This is a genomic window from Enterococcus sp. DIV0703 (genome assembly GCF_051711065.1).
In the GTDB taxonomy this organism is placed as follows: domain Bacteria; phylum Bacillota; class Bacilli; order Lactobacillales; family Enterococcaceae; genus Enterococcus_B; species Enterococcus_B hirae.
This window is the reverse complement of record NZ_JBIOLX010000001.1, coordinates 2,429,739-2,447,500: the sequence shown is the minus strand read 5'-3', so window position 1 is coordinate 2,447,500 and position 17,762 is coordinate 2,429,739. Positions and strand designations below refer to the sequence as shown.

Sequence of the window (17,762 nt, the reverse complement as noted above, 5' to 3'; positions counted from 1 at the left end):
TTACTTTTCCCGAAAATGTCCATTTATTTACTTCGGAAGAGGTAGAAACAAAGACATTTTTATCTAAAAAAGGGGAAAAGGTCGCCATCAGCGGGTTTAGTTATTTACACCAGTGGATACAGGGAGATAAAGTTGCTGAATTTCCTTTACGACACTCAGTGGATTATCATATCGGTCTGTATCATGGCGAAATAGGGAGCAATCAGCGGGGAAACTATGCACCTTTTCAGCCGTCTAAAATGCAGGAAAAAGGCTATGATTATTGGGCATTAGGACATATCCATGTGCCAATGTCTTTAAACGAAAAAGAAACAATGAATTATCCAGGGGCACCTCAAGGACATACCCAAAAAGAGCAGACAGCTAGAAATGTTTTATTGGTTGAATTGACCTCCAGTGAATGCCAGACGATTCCGCTAGAGGTCGCAGAAGTATTCTGGGAGAGTAAGACCGTGTCTTTAAAAACTGCTCGGACTACGCAAGACGTGTTACAAGTGATCCAAGAGCAGTTAACTATGGGAAATCCAAAACTGACGTTGTTAGATTTAAAGGTAACAGAGTATCATCACTTGAACCAAGAAGTGATTGATCGAATCTATTCTGGCGAATTACTTGAGTATTTAATGGAAAAAATAGCCAACCTATCTACAAATTTACTTATTTGGCGTATATCTATTAAGGAAGATGAAAGAATGAATCGAGTATCGTTGAAGGTCTCACAGACATTAGTTGACCAACTCTTTGAAACTTATCGGGTAAGTGAAGATTTCCATCAGATTTTAGGTGAGATGTACAGTCATCCTGATGCGGTTCGCTTGATGAATGATTTACCTGAATATCAGGAAGGTACCTTGACTAAAGCCAAGGCAATACTGGAGCAAGATTTTGTGTTTGAGGAGGAAAGTATATGAGAATCCTTCGAATCGAAATAGCTGCATTTGGTAAGTGGAGACAAAAAACATTTGATTTTATTTCTGGAAATCAATTGATCTACGGTGAAAATGAAGCAGGCAAGTCAACGATTTACCAATTTATTCAGGCTGTATTATTTGGCTTCCCTTCAAAAGGAAAGAAGAAAAAAGACTATACGCCGAAAGATGGGGCTGCCTATGGTGGGAAAATTTGGTTAGAACATCCAGTTCATGGAGAAATACTAGTTGAACGTTACAAACAGCAAAATCGTGGGAAATCCAAAGTCCTTTTTAATGAGCAACAGGGAAGTGATGAATTATTAGAGAAATTACTTTCTCCACTAACAAAGGATTTATTTCAGCAGGTTTTTACTTTTCAACAAGAACAGTTAACTGAACTAGATCATCTACGAGAAAAAGAATTACATGATGCACTGATCTCATTAGGGATTACGGGTAGTTCGTATGTTTTTCAAAAAAGACAAGAATATTATCAGCAAGCCCAACAGCTTTTTAAGAAAAAAGGGCAGAAACTGCTTATCAATCAGAAATTGAATGAGTGGAAGAACCTTCAAGAAAGAGTCCATCAAAAACAAGAGCAGGAATCTTTTTTCGGTGAACTCATTCGACAAGAACAAGCCTACAGTCAAGATCAAAGAGAGCTACAAAAAAAACTCCAAGAGATAAACGAAAAAATTTCTCAGATCAAGCAGCAAGAGCTGAATTATTCTTTATACGAAGAGTGGCAAACACTTAAAGCCAATACCTTACCACAAGTTCCTGAAGAACAGTTGCTTTTAGACTTAGAGGAATTCACTAAACGCTATCAGCAGATGACGGAACGCCTAGATGAGCTCGAAGCTACTTTAGAAAAACATAGCGGAATGGATCAACAGTCGGCACGATATTATTTCTATTTGGAACAAGAGCAAGTACTAAAAGAATTGCAACAACAGCAAACACAAATCGAACATTGGCTGAATGAATGGCAAAGACTCCAAGTGGAAGAACGAGAAATTGATTCAGAATTAAAAATTTTAGAACAAAGCTGGCAATGGCAACGGACACAAGAGCCACAAGAATTTTTGCATACTGAAGAGTGGCAACAACTATTTTCTGAAAATCGTTTGTTGAAAGAACAAGTCAATCAATTATCAATCAGATCAGAAATCGTCTTAGAGCAGCAGCGGACGATTGAAGCGGAGATCAACCAATTAGAAGCCACACATCCAGAATTATTACAGTCGGCACCTTCAGAAGTTCGTTCAAAGAACAAAACACCGTTTGCTATTATCGGCGGATTCTTTTTTGTGGTGGGGATCTTCCTACCAATGCCTTGGAAACTAGGAGTCTTTTTATTAGCCTTAGGTACATTGGGGTATTCATTTTATGAAAGGAAATCACTGAATGGTCAGAAAAGTGATTTATCAGAAATCAAAGGTAAGTGGCAAGAAAAACTGGGACAATTAGACAATACGTTAGCCCAAATCGAAGAGATTAATCAAAGTAAAAACAAGCTAGTGATTGAACAACAAAAAATCCAACAAAAAGCTTTCGATTTTACAAAGGTCCATCACTTAGGAACGATGAATACCTTAGAAGCGATGAAGGAATATGGGCATGAAGTATCCGATTATCAAGACTTGTATAGCCGCTTGATCAAGAAACAAGAACGAGCAAATGAGATTCAACAAAAGTTGGTACAGCTTGATCGTCAGTTTGAATTGATTAAGGAATGGTTACCGTTACAAGATAAAGGAATCGCTGAAAAAATGGTGCTTTTAACGAACTTCATCCAAGAAATGGAACAATTGAAATTCGCTAGAAGTTATCAACAAAATACACTATTGAAACAAGAAATCAACCAATTGAAAAAGAAACAAAAAAGTTTGATCGAACACTATAGCGGACAGATGGAACAGGTCGGACTTGCTTATCCATCCGAAGTAGCTGCTTATTTGCAAAAAGCGCAACAAACAAAAACACAACTTCAACGACTAAAAGAGTTGGATGAGATTCTCGCGCCACTTTTTCCAAAAAAACGGACACGGGAGCAATTAAGTACTGAACTGTATCATAATCAAGAGAAACAACGGCAGTATCAGTTTGAAGAAAAACAATTGATCGAACAACGTCAGCGGTTAAAGATCCAAATCGAGGAATTACAAAAAGATGGTACGTTGGATGAGATGTACCAAGAAGAAAGTTTATTGAGAGCACAACTGCAACAACTGATGGAACATTGGGGAGGTCTAATGGTCGCTGGGACTTTTTTAGGGGATCTGTCTACAGAAATGAGTGAACGTCAATTACCACAATTATTAAAAGCTGCTGGTCACTATTTAGGAGTCTTAACACAAAATCATTACCAAGAGATTTTATTGAGAAATGATACTTTGACACTAACAGACGGTGTAACTGATTTTCCCATTTATGAATTATCTACAGGAACGAAAGATCAACTGATTATGGCCATGCGCTTTGCCTACCTATCTTTAGAATCAAAACGTTCGATCTGTCCAATCATCATAGATGACGGTTGGTTGCATTATGACCATCAAAGAAAATATCAATTAGCCAAATTGTTAGCTGATTTCGGTCAAAATTATCAAGTTATTTGTTTTTCTTCTGACCAAGAAATGGTAAGCTATTATCAGGAGCTTCAACAATCTGTGAATATATTAAAGGATGTATAAAGAATGAAAAAAATTCGTGAATTAGTTGTCGATGAACAATTTGAATTGTTTGTTTTAATTAAAAATGCTGATGTCAGAGTTGCGAAAAACGGAAAAAAATTTATTGCATTTACTTTTCAAGATACGTCTGGAACGATTGATGGCAAATATTGGGATGCTTCTGAAGAAGAAATCAACAAGTTTACTGCTGGGACAGTTGTTTTCTTAAGTGGGAAGCGGGAAATCTATCAAGGAAACCCACAAGTAAAGATTTTGCATATGCGATTGACTAAACTTGAAGAGCCAAGTGATCCTAGTTTTTATATGGAAAGGGCTCCTTTGAAAAAAGAAGAAATGGAAGAAGAAATCAATCAATTATTATTTGATATAACAAATGCTCATTGGAATCGGATTGTCCGTCATTTACTAAATAAATATCAAAAGCAATTTTTTGAATTTCCCGCAGCAAAACGGAATCATCATGCTTTTGCGAGTGGATTAGCTTACCACACATTGACTATGTTGCATTTAGGTAAAGCGATTGCTGATGAATATCCAGAATTGAATCGATCGTTGTTATACGCAGGAATCATTTTACACGATCTCGGAAAAGTGATTGAATTATCTGGACCGATGAGTACGGAATATACTTTAGCGGGTAATCTAGTGGGGCATTTGGTACTAGTAGATGAAGAAATCACGAGAGCATGTATCGCATTGAAAATAAATGAAGCAGATGAAGATGTTTTGGTATTAAGACATATGGTCTTAGCACATCACGGCTTATTAGAATACGGATCGCCGGTTCGACCACGTATCATGGAAGCAGAAATCTTACATCAGATCGATAATCTCGATGCTTCAATGCAAATGATGTTGACGTCGATTCGTCAAACAGAACCTGGAAAATACACTGAACGGATTTTTGGAATGGAAAATCGTAGTTTCTATGTTCCCAAAGAACTATAGATAACTAAAGGCACGTAGCCTAACACGAACTACTTGTGAGCCTACGTGTCTTTATTATTGGAAAATTTATTTTGTTATTGATAAAAATCTACAATAGTGTAAGATTGTAGTCAGATGAGAAACCGTTTTACTAATAGGGGGAAAATAGTTAATGAATCATTATATCCAATCTCTTGGCGTTCAAAGAGATCCGCTATTTTTCTGGGTATTGGGAATTTTTTTCTCAGTATGTTTGTTGTATATGGCTTATAAATTGAGAAACAAATCCAAGATTGCTTTGATTACTTTAACGACTACGGGCGTCTTTATTTGTATTTTTGCTATGTTTGCAACGATCGTTACACTGATGACCAGAATCAGTTACTAAAAAACAGCTCTTTGTCAAAGTGAATAGGTAGCGAAAAAAACATCAAAGTCAATCATTTACTTTGGTGTTTTAATCTATGCTTATCTTTTATAAAAAATAAGGTGGAAATTACGATCCTTCTTAGAAATTATAGCGTCAAAAAAAAAAACAGACCAGGATAGGTCTGTTTTTTTCATCTTATTTGCTTGATGATTCAGTTGTTGATGATTCAGAAGTTTTTGTTGATTCAGTTGTTTTAGATTCAGAAGATTTTGTTGATTTTGTTTTAGACTCAGATGTATTGGTATTAGCTGTTTCCATAGTAAATGGCGTTAATACATTTTTAAAGGCATCATCTGTGACTTTTACATTTTCTTCTTTTAATACTTTAGCGATAATTTCTTTTTGTAGGTCTTGATCACTTTCTTTTGTATCTCGGGCGATTGATTCTAATTGTTTCTTGTATTTGTTCATGTCATCGCCTTTATTTTGGTTTTTAACCATTTTTACAACATAATAATCTGTTGAGTATGAAGTTGTATTTGTCGCTGAGATAACGTCAGATACTTGACCGTCTTTTAATTTGAAGGCTGCTTCTTTCACTTCAGTTGGAACATCTGTCGTTTGAGAGTCAAATTTGATTTTTCCGCCATCTTTTTTAGTTGCTTCATCGGTTGATTTTTCTTTTGCCAGTTTCGCAAAATCAGTTCCGTCATCTGCTGATTTTTTCACTTCTTTTGCTTCATCTTCACTGCTTACTTTAATGATTTGTGCTTCAACTTCTGGATGGAAAGTTTTCCAAGCTTCTTTTAAATCTTTTTCTGTCACTTTGACGTTAGCACTTATACCAGCTTTTAATACTAAACTGCTTCTAAGTGCTTGTTTATATGAGTCTTCTGTATAACCAGCTGCTTCTAATTGTGATTTAAAGGTGTCACCGTAAGTTTCTTCATTCTTTTTGTATTCAGCATTGACATCTTTATCTGTTACTTTATCGCCATATTTATTTTCAAAGGCTTTGTAAATAATCATATTTTGAACTAATTGTTGGTTGTTTTGCGTATGTTTTGCTTCATTATAAAAATCTTCAACCGTGATAGTTCCGCCTTTCATTGTGGCGATGTCTTTATTTGTACTACCTGAACAAGCAGCTAGTGCTAATACAGCTAGCGCACTAGTTGCAGCTAAAATTATTTTTTTCTTTTTCATTAAAATTGCTCTCCTGTGATTTATTATTATTCTTACAATAATAACTATACCATATCTATTTATTAATAAAAACGTTCTCGTGATAGTTTCAAATAAAATTCAAATTTTGATCACATTCCTAACTAAAAATTAAAAAAACAATAAAATTAAAATCAAAAGTGTTATAAAATTCCGCATTATTGCATGTCTTGTGGCAAATCATTTGTTAATTTTTCAACTTGTTCTTGGATTTGTGCAATTCTTGGTTCTGCTTGAAATTTAAAATTTTCAATATCTTTTTTCATTGATTCTTGAAAAGCGGGGATCAAAGTATTAGCTGTTTCTTTTGTGTCAACTAATGCTTGTTTGAAATTATTAAGACTGTTATTTAAATCATTTGTTAATTCCGTTGCTTCGTCTAGTTCAGCGATCAATTTTTTTCTGGTTTCGTTCCCGCTTCTAGGAGCAAATAACAATCCAGATATAGCTCCAACGGTCGTTCCAAAAACGATTCCTTTTAAAAAGTTTTTAATCAATGTTCTTCACCTGCTTTACAATGGTATGTTGAATTTGTTGCAATTCTTCCGCACTATATTCTGACTGATGGTTACCAAAGTGGATCGAAAAATCATCTTCTTTACTATAGCGAGGGACCAAATGGACATGTGAATGAAATACAGATTGATAAGCCAATTCACGGTTATTATTCAAGATATTCAGTCCTTGCATCTCAGGAAAAGCTTCTTCAATTGAACGAGCGATTTTAGGGATACGTGAAAAGACATCAGCTGCTAGTACTTCGTCATATTCAAAAATATCAGAAACGTGTTGTTTTGGAATAACTAGTGTGTGTCCTTTTGTCGCTTGGGATATATCTAAAAATGCATAGACTTTTTCGTCTTCGTAGATTTTATAACTAGGGATTTCTTGCTTAATAATTTTACAAAAGATACAGTTTTCCATAGGAAACATCCTTTCCATCAAAAATATTATTTATGTTAACTTTACCATATGTTCAAAGATTTGTATGAAAAAAAATAAATTGACTTCGTTTTCTTCATGGTATAATAAAAACAATCGAACGACGGAGGAAAAATTATGAGTCTAATTGTGGAACATGTAACAGGTGGCTATGGACATCTACCTGTTTTAAAAGATATTAGTTTTAGTGTACAGCCTGGCGAAATGGTAGGATTGATCGGTTTAAATGGCGCTGGAAAAAGTACAACGATCAAACATATCATTGGCCTCTTAGAACAAAAAAAAGGATCTATCACGATTAATGATCTGAGTTTGAAAAAAAATACTGAAGAATACCGAAAACAAATCGGTTTTATACCTGAAACGCCTTCTTTATATGAAGAACTAACTTTAAGAGAACATATCGAAGTGACTGCGATGGCCTATGATATTCCAATCGATATAGCGATGCAACGAGCTGAGAAATTGTTACATACGTTTCGTTTAGAGAATCGTTTGGAATGGTTGCCAGCCAATTTTTCAAAAGGGATGAAACAAAAGGTGATGATCTTGTGTGCTTTCTTGATCGAGCCTTCTTTGTACATTATTGATGAGCCTTTTTTAGGATTAGATCCATTAGCAATCAATGCTCTTTTAGAACTAATGGTAGAAATGAAAAATGAAGGTTCAGGGATCTTGATGTCTACGCATATTTTAGCTACGGCAGAAAAATATTGTGATCGTTTTGTAGTTCTGCACAATGGAGAAATACGTGCAGATGGAACCTTAAAAGACTTACAGGAGGAATTCCGACTACCTGATTCTTCACTGGATGAAATTTATATCTCCTTGACAAAGGAGCAGGATCATGAATAATTTCTTTCAATTGCGATTAGCAAAACACCAGAAAAAAATGATGAAGTATTTGCGTTATGTACTAAATGATCATTTTGTATTGGTTTGCTTATTTCTATTTGGCGGAGTCGGCTTTTACTATTCAAACTGGTTAAAAACGTTAACGACTCCTTTTCAAATGGGTGGGATTATCCTTACGATCTTTTGGTTTATTTGTTTGTTTTTTGGTAAATTTGCCACTTTCACGCAAGCGGCCGATCTGGTTTTTCTACTACCGAAAGAAAAGGAGATGCATCAGTATCTCCAACGAGCTTTTCTTTATTCCAGTCTATTTCCTTTTCTGTTCTTAGGACTAGCTTGTGGCTTTTCAATGCCCCTCGTGGTTGTGACAACCGGGAAGCCTTTTTCTTTTTATTTCGTTTATTTACTGATTCTCTGGGGATTGAAGAGTAGTCAACTACAAATCAAACGAGTGGAGCTTTTCCGAATTGAAGAGAAAAAATTGATGGTATGGAAAGCTTCTTGGTATCTTTCGACATTGCTGATCTTGTTGCTTACGGTCTATGGATGGCTCTGGCTTGGATTGTTAGCTATGTTGATTCAATTAAATATTTACTTTTGGTTTTTATGGAAAAATATGACGTATCGGTTGGATTGGGAAAAAATGATACAAAAAGAAGAGCAACGTTTACATCAAATCTATCAATTCATCAATCTTTTTACTGACGTGCCGGAAATCACTTCTAAAGTCAAAAGAAGAAGGTATTTAGACCCGTTGCTTCAACATACGAAGAAAACGAAAGATAATACTTATTATTATCTTTATGTCAGAAGATTTATTAGAGGTTCTGATTTCAGTGGTCTTTTCTTACGCTTAGTGTTGATTGGAAGTATCTTGATTGCAGGTATTGACGATGTTTATTTTATAACTGCTATTGGGGCGCTTTTTATCTATTTGATCGGATTCCAAGTGATTCCTTTATACAATCAATTTCGTTACATGACACTTGTCCAACTTTATCCAATCACGGAAAAGCAAAAAGAAGTTGCGCTGCAAAAGTTATTGTTAAATCTTTTGCTGATTGCCGCTAGTCTTTTTGGATTGATTGGTGCGATCGTATTAAATGGGCTAGACAAACTCATACCGATTATCAGTTATTTGATTGTCATCGGCTTGTTTATTAAAATCTATACACCGACTCGGATCAAGAAAATGAACGAATAAAAGAGGTGAAAAAACGAGAGAATAAGGCAGATTTGCTTTTTCTCTCGTTTTTTTGATAAAAGATGGTTTTTTAGAGAGGAATACAGGAAAAAAGAACGTATATGTGCTTGACGTTCGGGGCTTAGGCGACTAGAATAATAAGTACTGCAAATCATAGAGTTTAGAGGACGGGAGAATGCATGATGGAGTTTCAGTTAGACCAAGAATGGCGTTTACGCCCAATCAAAGGTGATACGGGAAAAACATACATAGGCATGCGCGATGAAGATAAGGTCTTTATTAAACGCAATACGACTCCAATGCTTGCTGCACTATCCCGAGAAGGAATTACACCAAAACTGGTATGGACGAAACGGACAGGAAATGGCGATACCTTAACAGCACAGGAATGGCTAGAAGGACGTTTATTAACTCCGACCGAGATCGGCCAGCGAAATGATGTTATTGATGTCTTGTATCATTTGCATCATTCTGCTTCACTTAAAACGATGTTGACTCGGATCGGTGGTAGAGTGATGACACCAGAAAAAATGTTGCAACAATATGAACTGGAGTTACCTGAGACACTCAGAAAGAATCGATTTTTACAAATCGTTCACCAGTTTTTGCGTCAACAAATTCCACAGATGGATAAAGAGAACTTTGCAGTTGTACACGGAGATGTCAATCATCGGAACTGGTTAGTGTGCAAAAATTATTTGTATCTAGTTGATTGGGATTCAATTATGTTTGCTGATCCAGCGGTGGATATTGCCACGATTTTAGGGAATTATGTTCCATTATCTAATTGGAATCAATGGCTCGTTACTTATGGGATTCGCCCAACGGATGAGATATTAGAAAAATTACATTGGTATGCTGCGATGAATCTTTTACAAGAGATTACCCGATATTGTCAGCGTGAAGATCATCGACGAATGAATGAAGAGATCTTACAGTTGAAAAGAATTTTTAGTGGTTGAGCAAAGAGTCAAAAAGAATGAGTACGGTGTACGAATAAAGCATTTATTGTCGATTATTTATTCAGAGTTAAGATCAGAAGAGTAGAACATCACTTGTCTGATCTTTATTTTTTTAGGAAAGAAAGGAATGGAGTTTTCATGCGTGTACGTAATCGCCCAGGTGCTGCTGAAATGCTAGCAGCGCATCCAGATCTAGTAATAAGTGAACCAACCAAGTGGAGAGGTAAGTGGAACGAACTATTTGGCAATGAGCAGCCGATCCATATTGAAATTGGTATGGGAAAAGGTCAGTTTATCACAGGAATGGCTAAGGCTCATCCTGAAATCAATTATATCGGGGTAGAAATGCAAGTCAGCGTTGTATCAATTGCTTTAGATAAATTAATTGAACAACCATTACCAAATTTAAAACTATTGCATGTTGATGGTTCAGCGTTGACGGAATATTTTGCAGATAGTGAGATTGATCAAATCTATTTGAACTTTTCTGATCCGTGGCCTAAAAAAAGACATGAAAAACGCCGGTTAACGTATCATACATTTTTAGCGGTGGATGAACAAATTCTACGCCCTAAAGGAGAAATCCATTTTAAAACAGATAACCAAGGACTATTTGAATATTCATTAGCTAGTTTTTCTCAATACGGCATGATCATCAAACAAGTATGGTTAGATTTACATCAAAGTAAATATGAAGGAAATATCATGACTGAATACGAAGAAAAATTTTCTTCAAGAGGTCAAAGAATCTATCGTGTTGAAGCTCAATTTCCAGATAAAACGAAGAAATAATGACTTCATTTAATCAAAAGCAACCGAAACATTTTTGTTTCGGTTGCTTTTTTGGTTGTAGATGCAGCTGTTCGAGCAAGGAAAAATTGTAGGACAAAATATTTTCGTATTTATTTTATATAGAAGGTTCAATCAAGTTAAATTTAGAAAATGAAAATAAGCCTTTATCTGTAATCTTTAATTCGGGGATGACAGATAATGTTAAAAATGAAAGTGTTAAAAATGGATCGAATGATTGACTGGCACCTAACGCATGTGCTTCTTTAGTTAAGGAAACTAACTGCTCATTCACAGCTAAAAAAGGTTCTTGAGACATTAAGCCACCGATTGGTAAGGGTAAACAAGCCAACTCTTGACCATCTGCAACAGCGATCATTCCGCCACCTTTTTTGATTAATTGGTTTGCTGCTATTAACATATCTTCGTCATTCGTTCCCACCACGACGATGTTATGAGAATCATGCGCAACAGTTGTTGCAAGAGCTCCTTTCTTTAGTTGAAATCCCTTAACGATCCCAACACCAACATTTCCTGTTCGATGGTGACGTTCGATCACAGCAATTTTTAGTTGGTCGTTGGCAATTGAAGGAACAAAGACACCGTTTTTTGTGTCTACTTCTACGAGACAATCATTGGTCAATAAACTATTAGGAATGACTTCGATCATGTGGGCTTTTTCAGTACAAAGTGGTAAAGCAAAAGAATCGACCGTTAATGGTCTCACATCCATTTTTGGTAATTTTTGAGCATAAGTATTTTTTTGTCTCGGAAATTGTTCCAGATTCAATTGTGCATCCTCTACCACGATTTTTCCATTAGAAAAGACAGTATTGATTGGAAGGGTCGTTAAATCATTGGTTAAGAAGAAATCAGCTTGATAGCCAGGTGCGATGGCGCCTAGCTGACTTAAGCCAAAACATTCTGCCGCGTTTAGTGTGGCCATTTGAATAGCTTGTAATGGTTCCATTCCTAAATGGATTGCTTGGCGTATGATGTGATCGATAGAGCCTTCTGCAACCAGATCATCGATCAGTTTATCATCCGTGACAAATAAACAACGTCGTGAATTTTCTGGTGTTACAACGGGAAGGAGTGCTTCGAGGTCTTTTGCAACTGTCCCTTCTCGAATCATTAAATACATCCCTAAAGCTAGACGTTCTTTTGCTTCTTGTGCGTTAGTCGCTTCATGGTCGGTTTTTATACCAGCTGTCAAATAGACGTTTAGCTCATCTCCTTGAATACCAGCTGCATGACCATCGATTTTCATATTTTTCTCATGCATCAATTGTAATTTATCAATGATGGTTTTTTCGTTATTTGCAACAGCTTGGTAGTTCATCACTTCAGCAAGTCCCAACACTTCAGGACGATCAAGAAAAGGAATGAATGATTGGGCGTCTAGCACTGCGCCGCTTGTTTCAAAAGGTGTTACAGGAACGCAGGATGGCAGCATGATAAAAATATTCATTGGTACGGATTGGGCATCTTCAATCATAAAATCAAGCCCAATACTTCCTGCTACGTTTCCTATTTCATGAGGATCAGTAATTACCGAGGTGACGCCATGTAATAAAGAAATTTTTGCAAACTCGCTTGGAGATAAAAGTGAACTTTCGATATGCACATGCCCATCAATAAGTCCTGGTACGAGGTATTGATTTTTTGCATCATAGATTTCTTTGCCTTCGTATTGACCGATCCCCACGATTTTACCGTCACAAATCGCAACATCACCGGTTAGGATTTCTTTTGTAAAAACGTTGACGATTTGTGCATGTTTGATTACCAGATCAGCTGGTTCTTTTTTCCCAGCGACTAAAATATGCTTTGTTCGTAATGATTCCACCATGTTCCCTCCAAAATAAATTTTTAATAGTATAACATAAATTCGGATTTTGCCCATCTTTTAGCATTTAATGATACAAAAATAAAATAGTATTAGAAAAAAGACGTATGTTTTTTATGGAGGGGATAAGATGGATATAAAGGAGATTTCAGATGATCTCATTAATGAAAGTTATAAAAAACGTGTTCAAGATATCTATATAATGCCTAATCAAACTGATTTCAATATTTATTACCGCTATAGTAAAAAACGAACATTCCAAAAAAGTATTGCATCAGATATTGGACAACAATTAATCTCACGCTTTAAATATTTAGGAGAGATGGATATCGGTGAGAGAAGAAAAGCGCAATTAGGTGCAATGACTTACGTCTTAAAAGAAAAAGAGGTCAGACTGAGACTGTCTTCTGTAGGTGATTACTTACAAAGAGAAAGTTTGGTGATTCGATTACTTTATGATTTGTCTGAAAAACAGTTCCGCTGTTTTTGTCCTGAGGATTTAAAGGTGATCAATGAGCGGAGTAAAAAGCGTGGGCTCTATTTGTTCAGCGGACCAGTTGGATCAGGAAAAACTTCTTTGATGTACTATTTGGCACAAGACAAAGAGGTACAAGTAATTACAATAGAGGACCCAGTAGAAATTGAAGAAACAGCCTTTTTACAATTACAAGTAAACGACAAAATCGAACAAACGTATGAGGAATTGCTGAAGCTTGCATTACGTCATCGTCCAGATTTATTGATCATTGGAGAAATCAGAGATAGCAAGACAGCGAATGTAGCAATTCGAGCAGCGTTGACAGGTCACCGTGTATTTGCGACGGTTCATGCCCGCCATTTAGATGGAACCGAAGCGAGAATTCTTGAATTAGTTGGCAGAAGCGATGAGTTTTTTGAATGTTTATCTGGCGTAATCTACCAAGAAATCCTTTTAGACCAAACACAAGCAGCAGCGGCTTTATGGGGTTACAACTTTACCTACAATGATTTTGAGAGGAAAGGGTGGGACCAAAGCTATGAAGAAGCAAAAAATAGTCGCTGGCGATCGTTTGCCTTCTAAGAAAATGTCACTGAACCATCAAGCAAAGTATATTCGACTGATGGGGGAGTTACTTGACCATGGATTTAGTATTCAAGAAGCAACGGAAATATTGTTGAAGATCACACCTGTCCCCCATATTTATTTACAGCAAGGACACCGTTTATTGCAAGAAGGACATTCTTTTTATGAGGTTCTACAAGCATTGGGTTTTACTCAAGACAAGCTTGTGCAAATCGAGTTAGCCAGTGCGCATGGGAACTTGATCCAAACATTGAATGGGATGGCAGAACAATTTCGTCTCGTAGCAGAATTTCGAAAAGAATTAAAAAAGATGATCAGTTATCCGTGTTTACTGTGTTTGTTTTTATTAGGGATCTTAGTTGCATTACGCCAATTTATTTTGCCACAGTTATTAACTTCGGAAATGGTCATGGATACGCATTGGGGAATCCGATTTTTGCAGTCCTTTCATTGGTATGTTCTTCTTGTTTTACTGTCTGTTGGTTTATTATGTCTGTTTATCAAGATCAGGCTCCTAAAAATGGATATGATTCAACGAGGGGAATGGTTCAGCAACAAACCATTGATTGGTTCGCTGTTTTCCCTCTACCAGTCTTCTTATATCGCTTTAGAATTTGGAAAATTATTCTACGAGGGATTAGAATTGCGCCAAATTATTTTTTGTTTGAAAGAAACAAAACAAGGGAGTTTGATCCAACTATTAGCATTTCGTCTGACAAAAGGGTTAGAATCAGGAATTTCTTTAGCACAGCAGTTTGAGACTTATTCATTTTTAACGGCTGAATTTAGTCAAATCGTTTTACAAGGGGAAGCAAAAGGAAACTTAGGTAAAGAACTTTTGTTTTACAGTAAATTAGCAAGACAGCATTTTTTCCAAAAGGTAAACCGTGGACTTTCATGGATACAGCCAGTCCTTTTTCTAGGAATTGCCAGCTTGATTCTATTGATTTATGCAGCAATTTTACTGCCGGTTTATGGCAACATTGAGGAGGTTTTATTATGAAATATCTAGTCAATTTCAGACGAAAACAATTAAGGAATGTTGAAAGTTTTACGTTGATCGAAATGCTGATCGTCTTATTAGTGATCAGTGCATTAGTTCTCTTGTTCATCCCTAATATTTCCCGTTATCGAGATCATGTCAATCGAGAAGGCAAACAAGCAGTGATGCAATTGGTCGATGCTCAAAAAGAATTGTACTCTTTGCAAAATAATGGGAAAGTCCCAACGATCGCAGAACTCTTAAAGGAGGGATATATAAAGCAAGAACATGCAGATGCCTATAACCGCAAATAAACCAATTTGCTTTACTGGTTATACTTTGATTGAAACCTTATTTGTTTTGACGATCACTTTAGGATTATTTCTATTCCCTTCACTTTCGGTCTCAGCTTGGCAAAAGCAGATGACAATAGAGCAATTTTTTGCACAATTTGAAAGTAGGATATATGCCACGCAGAAAATAGCCATTGTCAGCCAACAAGCTACAAGAATCTTTTACGATCAATCAAAGGATCAAATTGTTTTTGACGTACCTAATCCAAATCTCGGTTGGTCAACTTTAGAGGTGCCAGATGAAATTACTGTCCAACAGATGGAAAAGCTCAAATTCGCTTCGGGAACCGGCAATGAAAGTTCATTGCAAGCCTATCGGTTCTATTGGACAAATAAAAGACAAACAATCGTTTATCAATTTCAGCTAGGGAGTGGCCGATATATTAAAAAAATCGAATAGACATGCTTTTGTTCTATTAGAAACAGTAATGGCTTTATCCATTACCTTATCGTGTATCTTTCTTGTCAGCCATGGGAATTTGTATTTATTAACTGCAGAAAAGCAAAATAATCAGGAAATCTTATTACTTCGCAGGCTATATGAAGATGTAAAAACCTACCGAATGTATGAACAAATACCGAATCGAACGTTAAATGGACCAGATAGTCAGACAACCATAACCGCTAAAAAGAAAAAGATCGAAAAAGTGAAGCTCACACAAGGAGACAAAGTGATTGAGATTACCAAAATACCAGAATAAAGCTGCCTTTACACTGATTGAATGTTTGATTTCGCTTGCCATTTTAAGTGCTGTTTTACTTTCAATCAGTCTTTTAATCACGCAAACAACGAAAGTGGAACAATATTTACAACGAAAGGATCAAAAAGAGTGGCTGATTTTTTTAGCTCAGTTTGAAGAAGAAATAAAAAAAGGAAAAAATGTCGTCATTAAAGATAACCGTATTTATTATGAGATGGAAAAGAAAACCTATTTATTTGAGCAATATCATGCGTTGATACGTAAACGAGAAGTATCAGGGGGACACCAACCTGTGTTAACACAAGTCAAGCATTGGGAAGTGAGAGATTCTACTGCAGCTATCACATTTTTAATCGAATTTATAAACGGAGAGAAGTATGAGGGAATTTGGACCAAGCCACTATCATAAAAAGCATAACAAGGGGTTCAGTAGTAATATCTTATTCTCAACCTTACTATTGTTTTTAGTTTGTAGTTCCTTATTGTCGATCATTGTACAAACTTATCGCTCGACAGTAGATTTGAATCAACGCACCAAAAATTATTATGTAGCAAAAATAATCAAACAAATGGTTTTATCTGAAAGTAACGAGTTGAAAGAACAGGGAATGTATCAATATAATTTAGGAAAGGCTCATTACAAAAGAAAAGCGAATCAGCTAACGATCGAAATTCAGATCGAATCTCAGCATTTTCAGTTCATGGAAATGCTTAACAGTGATACAGAAAGTAACACAGAAAGTGAGTGAATCCATGAAAACGCACTCTTTTCTGTGTTACCGCTGTTTACATAACGTTTATGTTTTTTATTTCACAAACAAAAAAGTGTGAAAACGATTGAAATTTTGCTCATAGTTCGTTAAAATTAAACAGGTAAAATAATTGTTATAATATATCTAGAAATGAGGTGCACCATGTTACCAGAAAAAATGGAACAGGGGTTTGAACAAAACCTAAAAGCGATTCAGCTTTTACAAAATGCATTGGGAACTTCCTTTTTAGAAGCCTATGTCGAAAATGCTGAAAACTTAATCGACAACTATCAAGTACGAGTGGTAGATGGAGTACCGTCTGAAGAAATCAAGCAACAGATTTCTGCTTTGTATAAAGAGCTCAGTCAACTTTCCTTTGAACCAGAAGAGTGGCGCCGTCTGTCACAACTACTGTTACTAAAGGGGAGTCAGACAGAACATCTTCAAGCGAACCATCAACTTACTCCAGATAGTATTGGTTTTTTATTTGTCTTTTTAATTGAACAGCTATTCACAAATAAAGAAGAGCCAATCAAGATTTTGGACATTGCAGCAGGAATGGGCAACTTGTTATTAACAGTTCTTTTAAACCTATCAAGTGCGGGATACCAAGCGGAAGGGATGGGTGTAGATATTGACGATACGTTATTAGCGGTTGCTGCTTCAACAAGTGATCTGACTCAGGCGAATGTTCAATATTTTCACCAAGATGGCTTACAAGAATTACTGATTGATCCAGTGGATGTAGCTATCAGCGATTTACCGATTGGTTATTATCCGAATGATCAAAAAGCAAAAGAGTTTTTAACAAGCACCACACAAGGGCATAGTTATGCCCATCATCTGCTATTAGAACAGGCAATGAAGTATGTCAAACCAGATGGATTCGGTCTGTTTTTGATGCCAAGTAACTTCTTAGAAACAGAACAAAGTGAAGAAGTCAAAAGATGGTTTAAAGAAGAAGGATATCTTCAAGGAATGATCCAATTACCAGATGAATTATTCCGTAACAAGCAATCACAAAAAAGTATTTTGATCTTGCAGAAAAAAGGAACAAAGGCAAAACAAGCACAAGAAGTATTACTTGTAAAACTTGATTCACTAAAGAAACCAGAGAAGGTGACTGAATTTTTTAAAGAATTTGAAACATGGAAATCGTCTTCTCTTTAATCACGCACTAAG

General features: G+C 36.0%; 19 protein-coding genes and 1 pseudogene (1 of these 20 only partly in view). 16 read left to right on the top strand and 4 right to left on the bottom strand.

Annotation, left to right across the window (positions count from 1 at the left end):
* The 4 genes and pseudogenes from IGK81_RS11225 to IGK81_RS11210 all read left to right on the top strand — a co-directional run.
* Positions 1–911, top strand: the 3' portion of a protein-coding gene (locus tag IGK81_RS11225) for a metallophosphoesterase family protein (RefSeq protein ID WP_034700752.1). The gene continues 310 nt to the left of window position 1, outside the view; only the last 911 of its 1,221 coding nucleotides appear in the window; its start codon lies beyond the left edge, outside the window; it ends in the stop codon at positions 909–911.
* Positions 908–3,627: pseudogene (locus tag IGK81_RS11220) on the top strand (AAA family ATPase). Before IGK81_RS11225 ends, IGK81_RS11220 begins: the two are co-directional and overlap by 4 nt.
* Positions 3,611–4,555 carry a 3'-5' exoribonuclease YhaM family protein gene (locus tag IGK81_RS11215; protein WP_010737065.1) on the top strand — a complete coding sequence of 315 codons (945 nt, stop codon included), beginning with the start codon at positions 3,611–3,613 and terminating at the stop codon, positions 4,553–4,555. The pseudogene IGK81_RS11220 and the gene IGK81_RS11215 overlap by 17 nt, the downstream one beginning before the upstream one ends.
* 151 nt (positions 4,556–4,706) lie before the next feature.
* Positions 4,707–4,922 (top strand): hypothetical protein, encoded by a 216-nt coding sequence (locus IGK81_RS11210; RefSeq protein ID WP_010720908.1) that lies wholly within the window; start codon positions 4,707–4,709, stop codon positions 4,920–4,922.
* Positions 4,923–5,099: 177 nt separating this feature from the next.
* On the opposite strand, the gene IGK81_RS11205 is transcribed toward IGK81_RS11210, so the two are convergent.
* From IGK81_RS11205 to IGK81_RS11195, 3 genes are all read right to left on the bottom strand, one after another.
* Positions 5,100–6,110, bottom strand: coding sequence for a peptidylprolyl isomerase (locus tag IGK81_RS11205; RefSeq protein WP_010737066.1), 1,011 nt, complete (start codon positions 6,108–6,110; stop codon positions 5,100–5,102).
* Positions 6,111–6,286: 176 nt separating this feature from the next.
* On the bottom strand, positions 6,287–6,625 hold the full coding sequence (locus IGK81_RS11200) for a YtxH domain-containing protein (RefSeq protein ID WP_010720906.1): 339 nt from the start codon (positions 6,623–6,625) through the stop codon (positions 6,287–6,289).
* On the bottom strand, positions 6,618–7,052 hold the full coding sequence (locus IGK81_RS11195) for an HIT family protein (protein ID WP_010720905.1): 435 nt from the start codon (positions 7,050–7,052) through the stop codon (positions 6,618–6,620). Before IGK81_RS11195 ends, IGK81_RS11200 begins: the two co-directional genes overlap by 8 nt.
* A gap of 135 nt (positions 7,053–7,187) precedes the next feature.
* Here IGK81_RS11195 and IGK81_RS11190 point away from each other — a divergent pair, with 135 nt between their 5' ends.
* The 4 genes from IGK81_RS11190 (at position 7,188) to trmB (ending at position 10,883) form a co-directional block, all read left to right on the top strand.
* Complete coding sequence (locus IGK81_RS11190) at positions 7,188–7,925, top strand: ABC transporter ATP-binding protein (RefSeq protein ID WP_010720904.1); 738 nt, start codon at positions 7,188–7,190, stop codon at positions 7,923–7,925.
* On the top strand, positions 7,918–9,129 hold the full coding sequence (locus IGK81_RS11185) for an ABC transporter permease (RefSeq protein ID WP_034700745.1): 1,212 nt from the start codon (positions 7,918–7,920) through the stop codon (positions 9,127–9,129). The genes IGK81_RS11190 and IGK81_RS11185 overlap by 8 nt, the downstream gene beginning before the upstream one ends.
* A 179-nt stretch (positions 9,130–9,308) precedes the next feature.
* A complete protein-coding gene (locus IGK81_RS11180; protein ID WP_010720902.1) occupies positions 9,309–10,091 on the top strand; it encodes a phosphotransferase family protein in 783 nt (260 codons plus the stop codon).
* Between the two features lie 138 nt (positions 10,092–10,229).
* Positions 10,230–10,883 carry a tRNA (guanosine(46)-N7)-methyltransferase TrmB gene (gene trmB / locus IGK81_RS11175; RefSeq protein ID WP_010720901.1) on the top strand — a complete coding sequence of 218 codons (654 nt, stop codon included), beginning with the start codon at positions 10,230–10,232 and terminating at the stop codon, positions 10,881–10,883.
* 115 nt (positions 10,884–10,998) lie between these two features.
* Here trmB and ade read toward each other — a convergent pair whose 3' ends face one another.
* On the bottom strand, positions 10,999–12,732 hold the full coding sequence (gene ade / locus IGK81_RS11170; RefSeq protein ID WP_374188435.1) for an adenine deaminase: 1,734 nt from the start codon (positions 12,730–12,732) through the stop codon (positions 10,999–11,001).
* A 127-nt stretch (positions 12,733–12,859) separates the two neighbouring features.
* Here ade and comGA point away from each other — a divergent pair, with 127 nt between their 5' ends.
* From comGA to IGK81_RS11130, 8 genes are all read left to right on the top strand, one after another.
* Positions 12,860–13,789: a competence type IV pilus ATPase ComGA gene (gene comGA / locus IGK81_RS11165; RefSeq protein ID WP_010737071.1), complete on the top strand. Its 930-nt coding sequence runs from the start codon at positions 12,860–12,862 to the stop codon at positions 13,787–13,789.
* Positions 13,746–14,795: a competence type IV pilus assembly protein ComGB gene (comGB, locus tag IGK81_RS11160; RefSeq protein ID WP_010737072.1), complete on the top strand. Its 1,050-nt coding sequence runs from the start codon at positions 13,746–13,748 to the stop codon at positions 14,793–14,795. The genes comGA and comGB overlap by 44 nt, the downstream gene beginning before the upstream one ends.
* Positions 14,792–15,088 (top strand): competence type IV pilus major pilin ComGC, encoded by a 297-nt coding sequence (gene comGC / locus IGK81_RS11155; RefSeq protein ID WP_010720897.1) that lies wholly within the window; start codon positions 14,792–14,794, stop codon positions 15,086–15,088. Before comGB ends, comGC begins: the two co-directional genes overlap by 4 nt.
* On the top strand, positions 15,069–15,527 hold the full coding sequence (gene comGD, locus IGK81_RS11150) for a competence type IV pilus minor pilin ComGD (protein WP_374188434.1): 459 nt from the start codon (positions 15,069–15,071) through the stop codon (positions 15,525–15,527). Before comGC ends, comGD begins: the two co-directional genes overlap by 20 nt.
* Positions 15,528–15,555: 28 nt before the next feature.
* On the top strand, positions 15,556–15,828 hold the full coding sequence (locus IGK81_RS11145; RefSeq protein WP_014834442.1) for a hypothetical protein: 273 nt from the start codon (positions 15,556–15,558) through the stop codon (positions 15,826–15,828).
* Complete coding sequence (comGF, locus tag IGK81_RS11140; RefSeq protein ID WP_034700735.1) at positions 15,803–16,237, top strand: competence type IV pilus minor pilin ComGF; 435 nt, start codon at positions 15,803–15,805, stop codon at positions 16,235–16,237. Before IGK81_RS11145 ends, comGF begins: the two co-directional genes overlap by 26 nt.
* Positions 16,206–16,577: a competence type IV pilus minor pilin ComGG gene (gene comGG, locus IGK81_RS11135; protein WP_034700733.1), complete on the top strand. Its 372-nt coding sequence runs from the start codon at positions 16,206–16,208 to the stop codon at positions 16,575–16,577. Before comGF ends, comGG begins: the two co-directional genes overlap by 32 nt.
* A gap of 165 nt (positions 16,578–16,742) precedes the next feature.
* Positions 16,743–17,750: a class I SAM-dependent methyltransferase gene (locus IGK81_RS11130; RefSeq protein WP_010720892.1), complete on the top strand. Its 1,008-nt coding sequence runs from the start codon at positions 16,743–16,745 to the stop codon at positions 17,748–17,750.
* Positions 17,751–17,762: the final 12 nt, after the last annotated feature.

What these genes read in the sequence shown, in the direction of transcription:
- IGK81_RS11215 (WP_010737065.1), top strand. Translation starts at nt 3,611, where the DNA reads ATGAAAAAAATTCGTGAATTAGTTGTCGATGAACAATTTGAATTGTTT.
- IGK81_RS11210 (WP_010720908.1), top strand. Translation starts at nt 4,707, where the DNA reads ATGAATCATTATATCCAATCTCTTGGCGTTCAAAGAGATCCGCTATTT.
- IGK81_RS11205 (WP_010737066.1), bottom strand. Translation starts at nt 6,110, where the DNA reads ATGAAAAAGAAAAAAATAATTTTAGCTGCAACTAGTGCGCTAGCTGTA.
- IGK81_RS11195 (WP_010720905.1), bottom strand. Translation starts at nt 7,052, where the DNA reads ATGGAAAACTGTATCTTTTGTAAAATTATTAAGCAAGAAATCCCTAGT.
- IGK81_RS11190 (WP_010720904.1), top strand. Translation starts at nt 7,188, where the DNA reads ATGAGTCTAATTGTGGAACATGTAACAGGTGGCTATGGACATCTACCT.
- IGK81_RS11185 (WP_034700745.1), top strand. Translation starts at nt 7,918, where the DNA reads ATGAATAATTTCTTTCAATTGCGATTAGCAAAACACCAGAAAAAAATG.
- IGK81_RS11180 (WP_010720902.1), top strand. Translation starts at nt 9,309, where the DNA reads ATGATGGAGTTTCAGTTAGACCAAGAATGGCGTTTACGCCCAATCAAA.
- trmB (WP_010720901.1), top strand. Translation starts at nt 10,230, where the DNA reads ATGCGTGTACGTAATCGCCCAGGTGCTGCTGAAATGCTAGCAGCGCAT.
- ade (WP_374188435.1), bottom strand. Translation starts at nt 12,732, where the DNA reads ATGGTGGAATCATTACGAACAAAGCATATTTTAGTCGCTGGGAAAAAA.
- comGA (WP_010737071.1), top strand. Translation starts at nt 12,860, where the DNA reads ATGGATATAAAGGAGATTTCAGATGATCTCATTAATGAAAGTTATAAA.
- comGB (WP_010737072.1), top strand. Translation starts at nt 13,746, where the DNA reads ATGAAGAAGCAAAAAATAGTCGCTGGCGATCGTTTGCCTTCTAAGAAA.
- comGC (WP_010720897.1), top strand. Translation starts at nt 14,792, where the DNA reads ATGAAATATCTAGTCAATTTCAGACGAAAACAATTAAGGAATGTTGAA.
- comGD (WP_374188434.1), top strand. Translation starts at nt 15,069, where the DNA reads ATGCCTATAACCGCAAATAAACCAATTTGCTTTACTGGTTATACTTTG.
- IGK81_RS11145 (WP_014834442.1), top strand. Translation starts at nt 15,556, where the DNA reads ATGGCTTTATCCATTACCTTATCGTGTATCTTTCTTGTCAGCCATGGG.
- comGG (WP_034700733.1), top strand. Translation starts at nt 16,206, where the DNA reads ATGAGGGAATTTGGACCAAGCCACTATCATAAAAAGCATAACAAGGGG.
- IGK81_RS11130 (WP_010720892.1), top strand. Translation starts at nt 16,743, where the DNA reads ATGTTACCAGAAAAAATGGAACAGGGGTTTGAACAAAACCTAAAAGCG.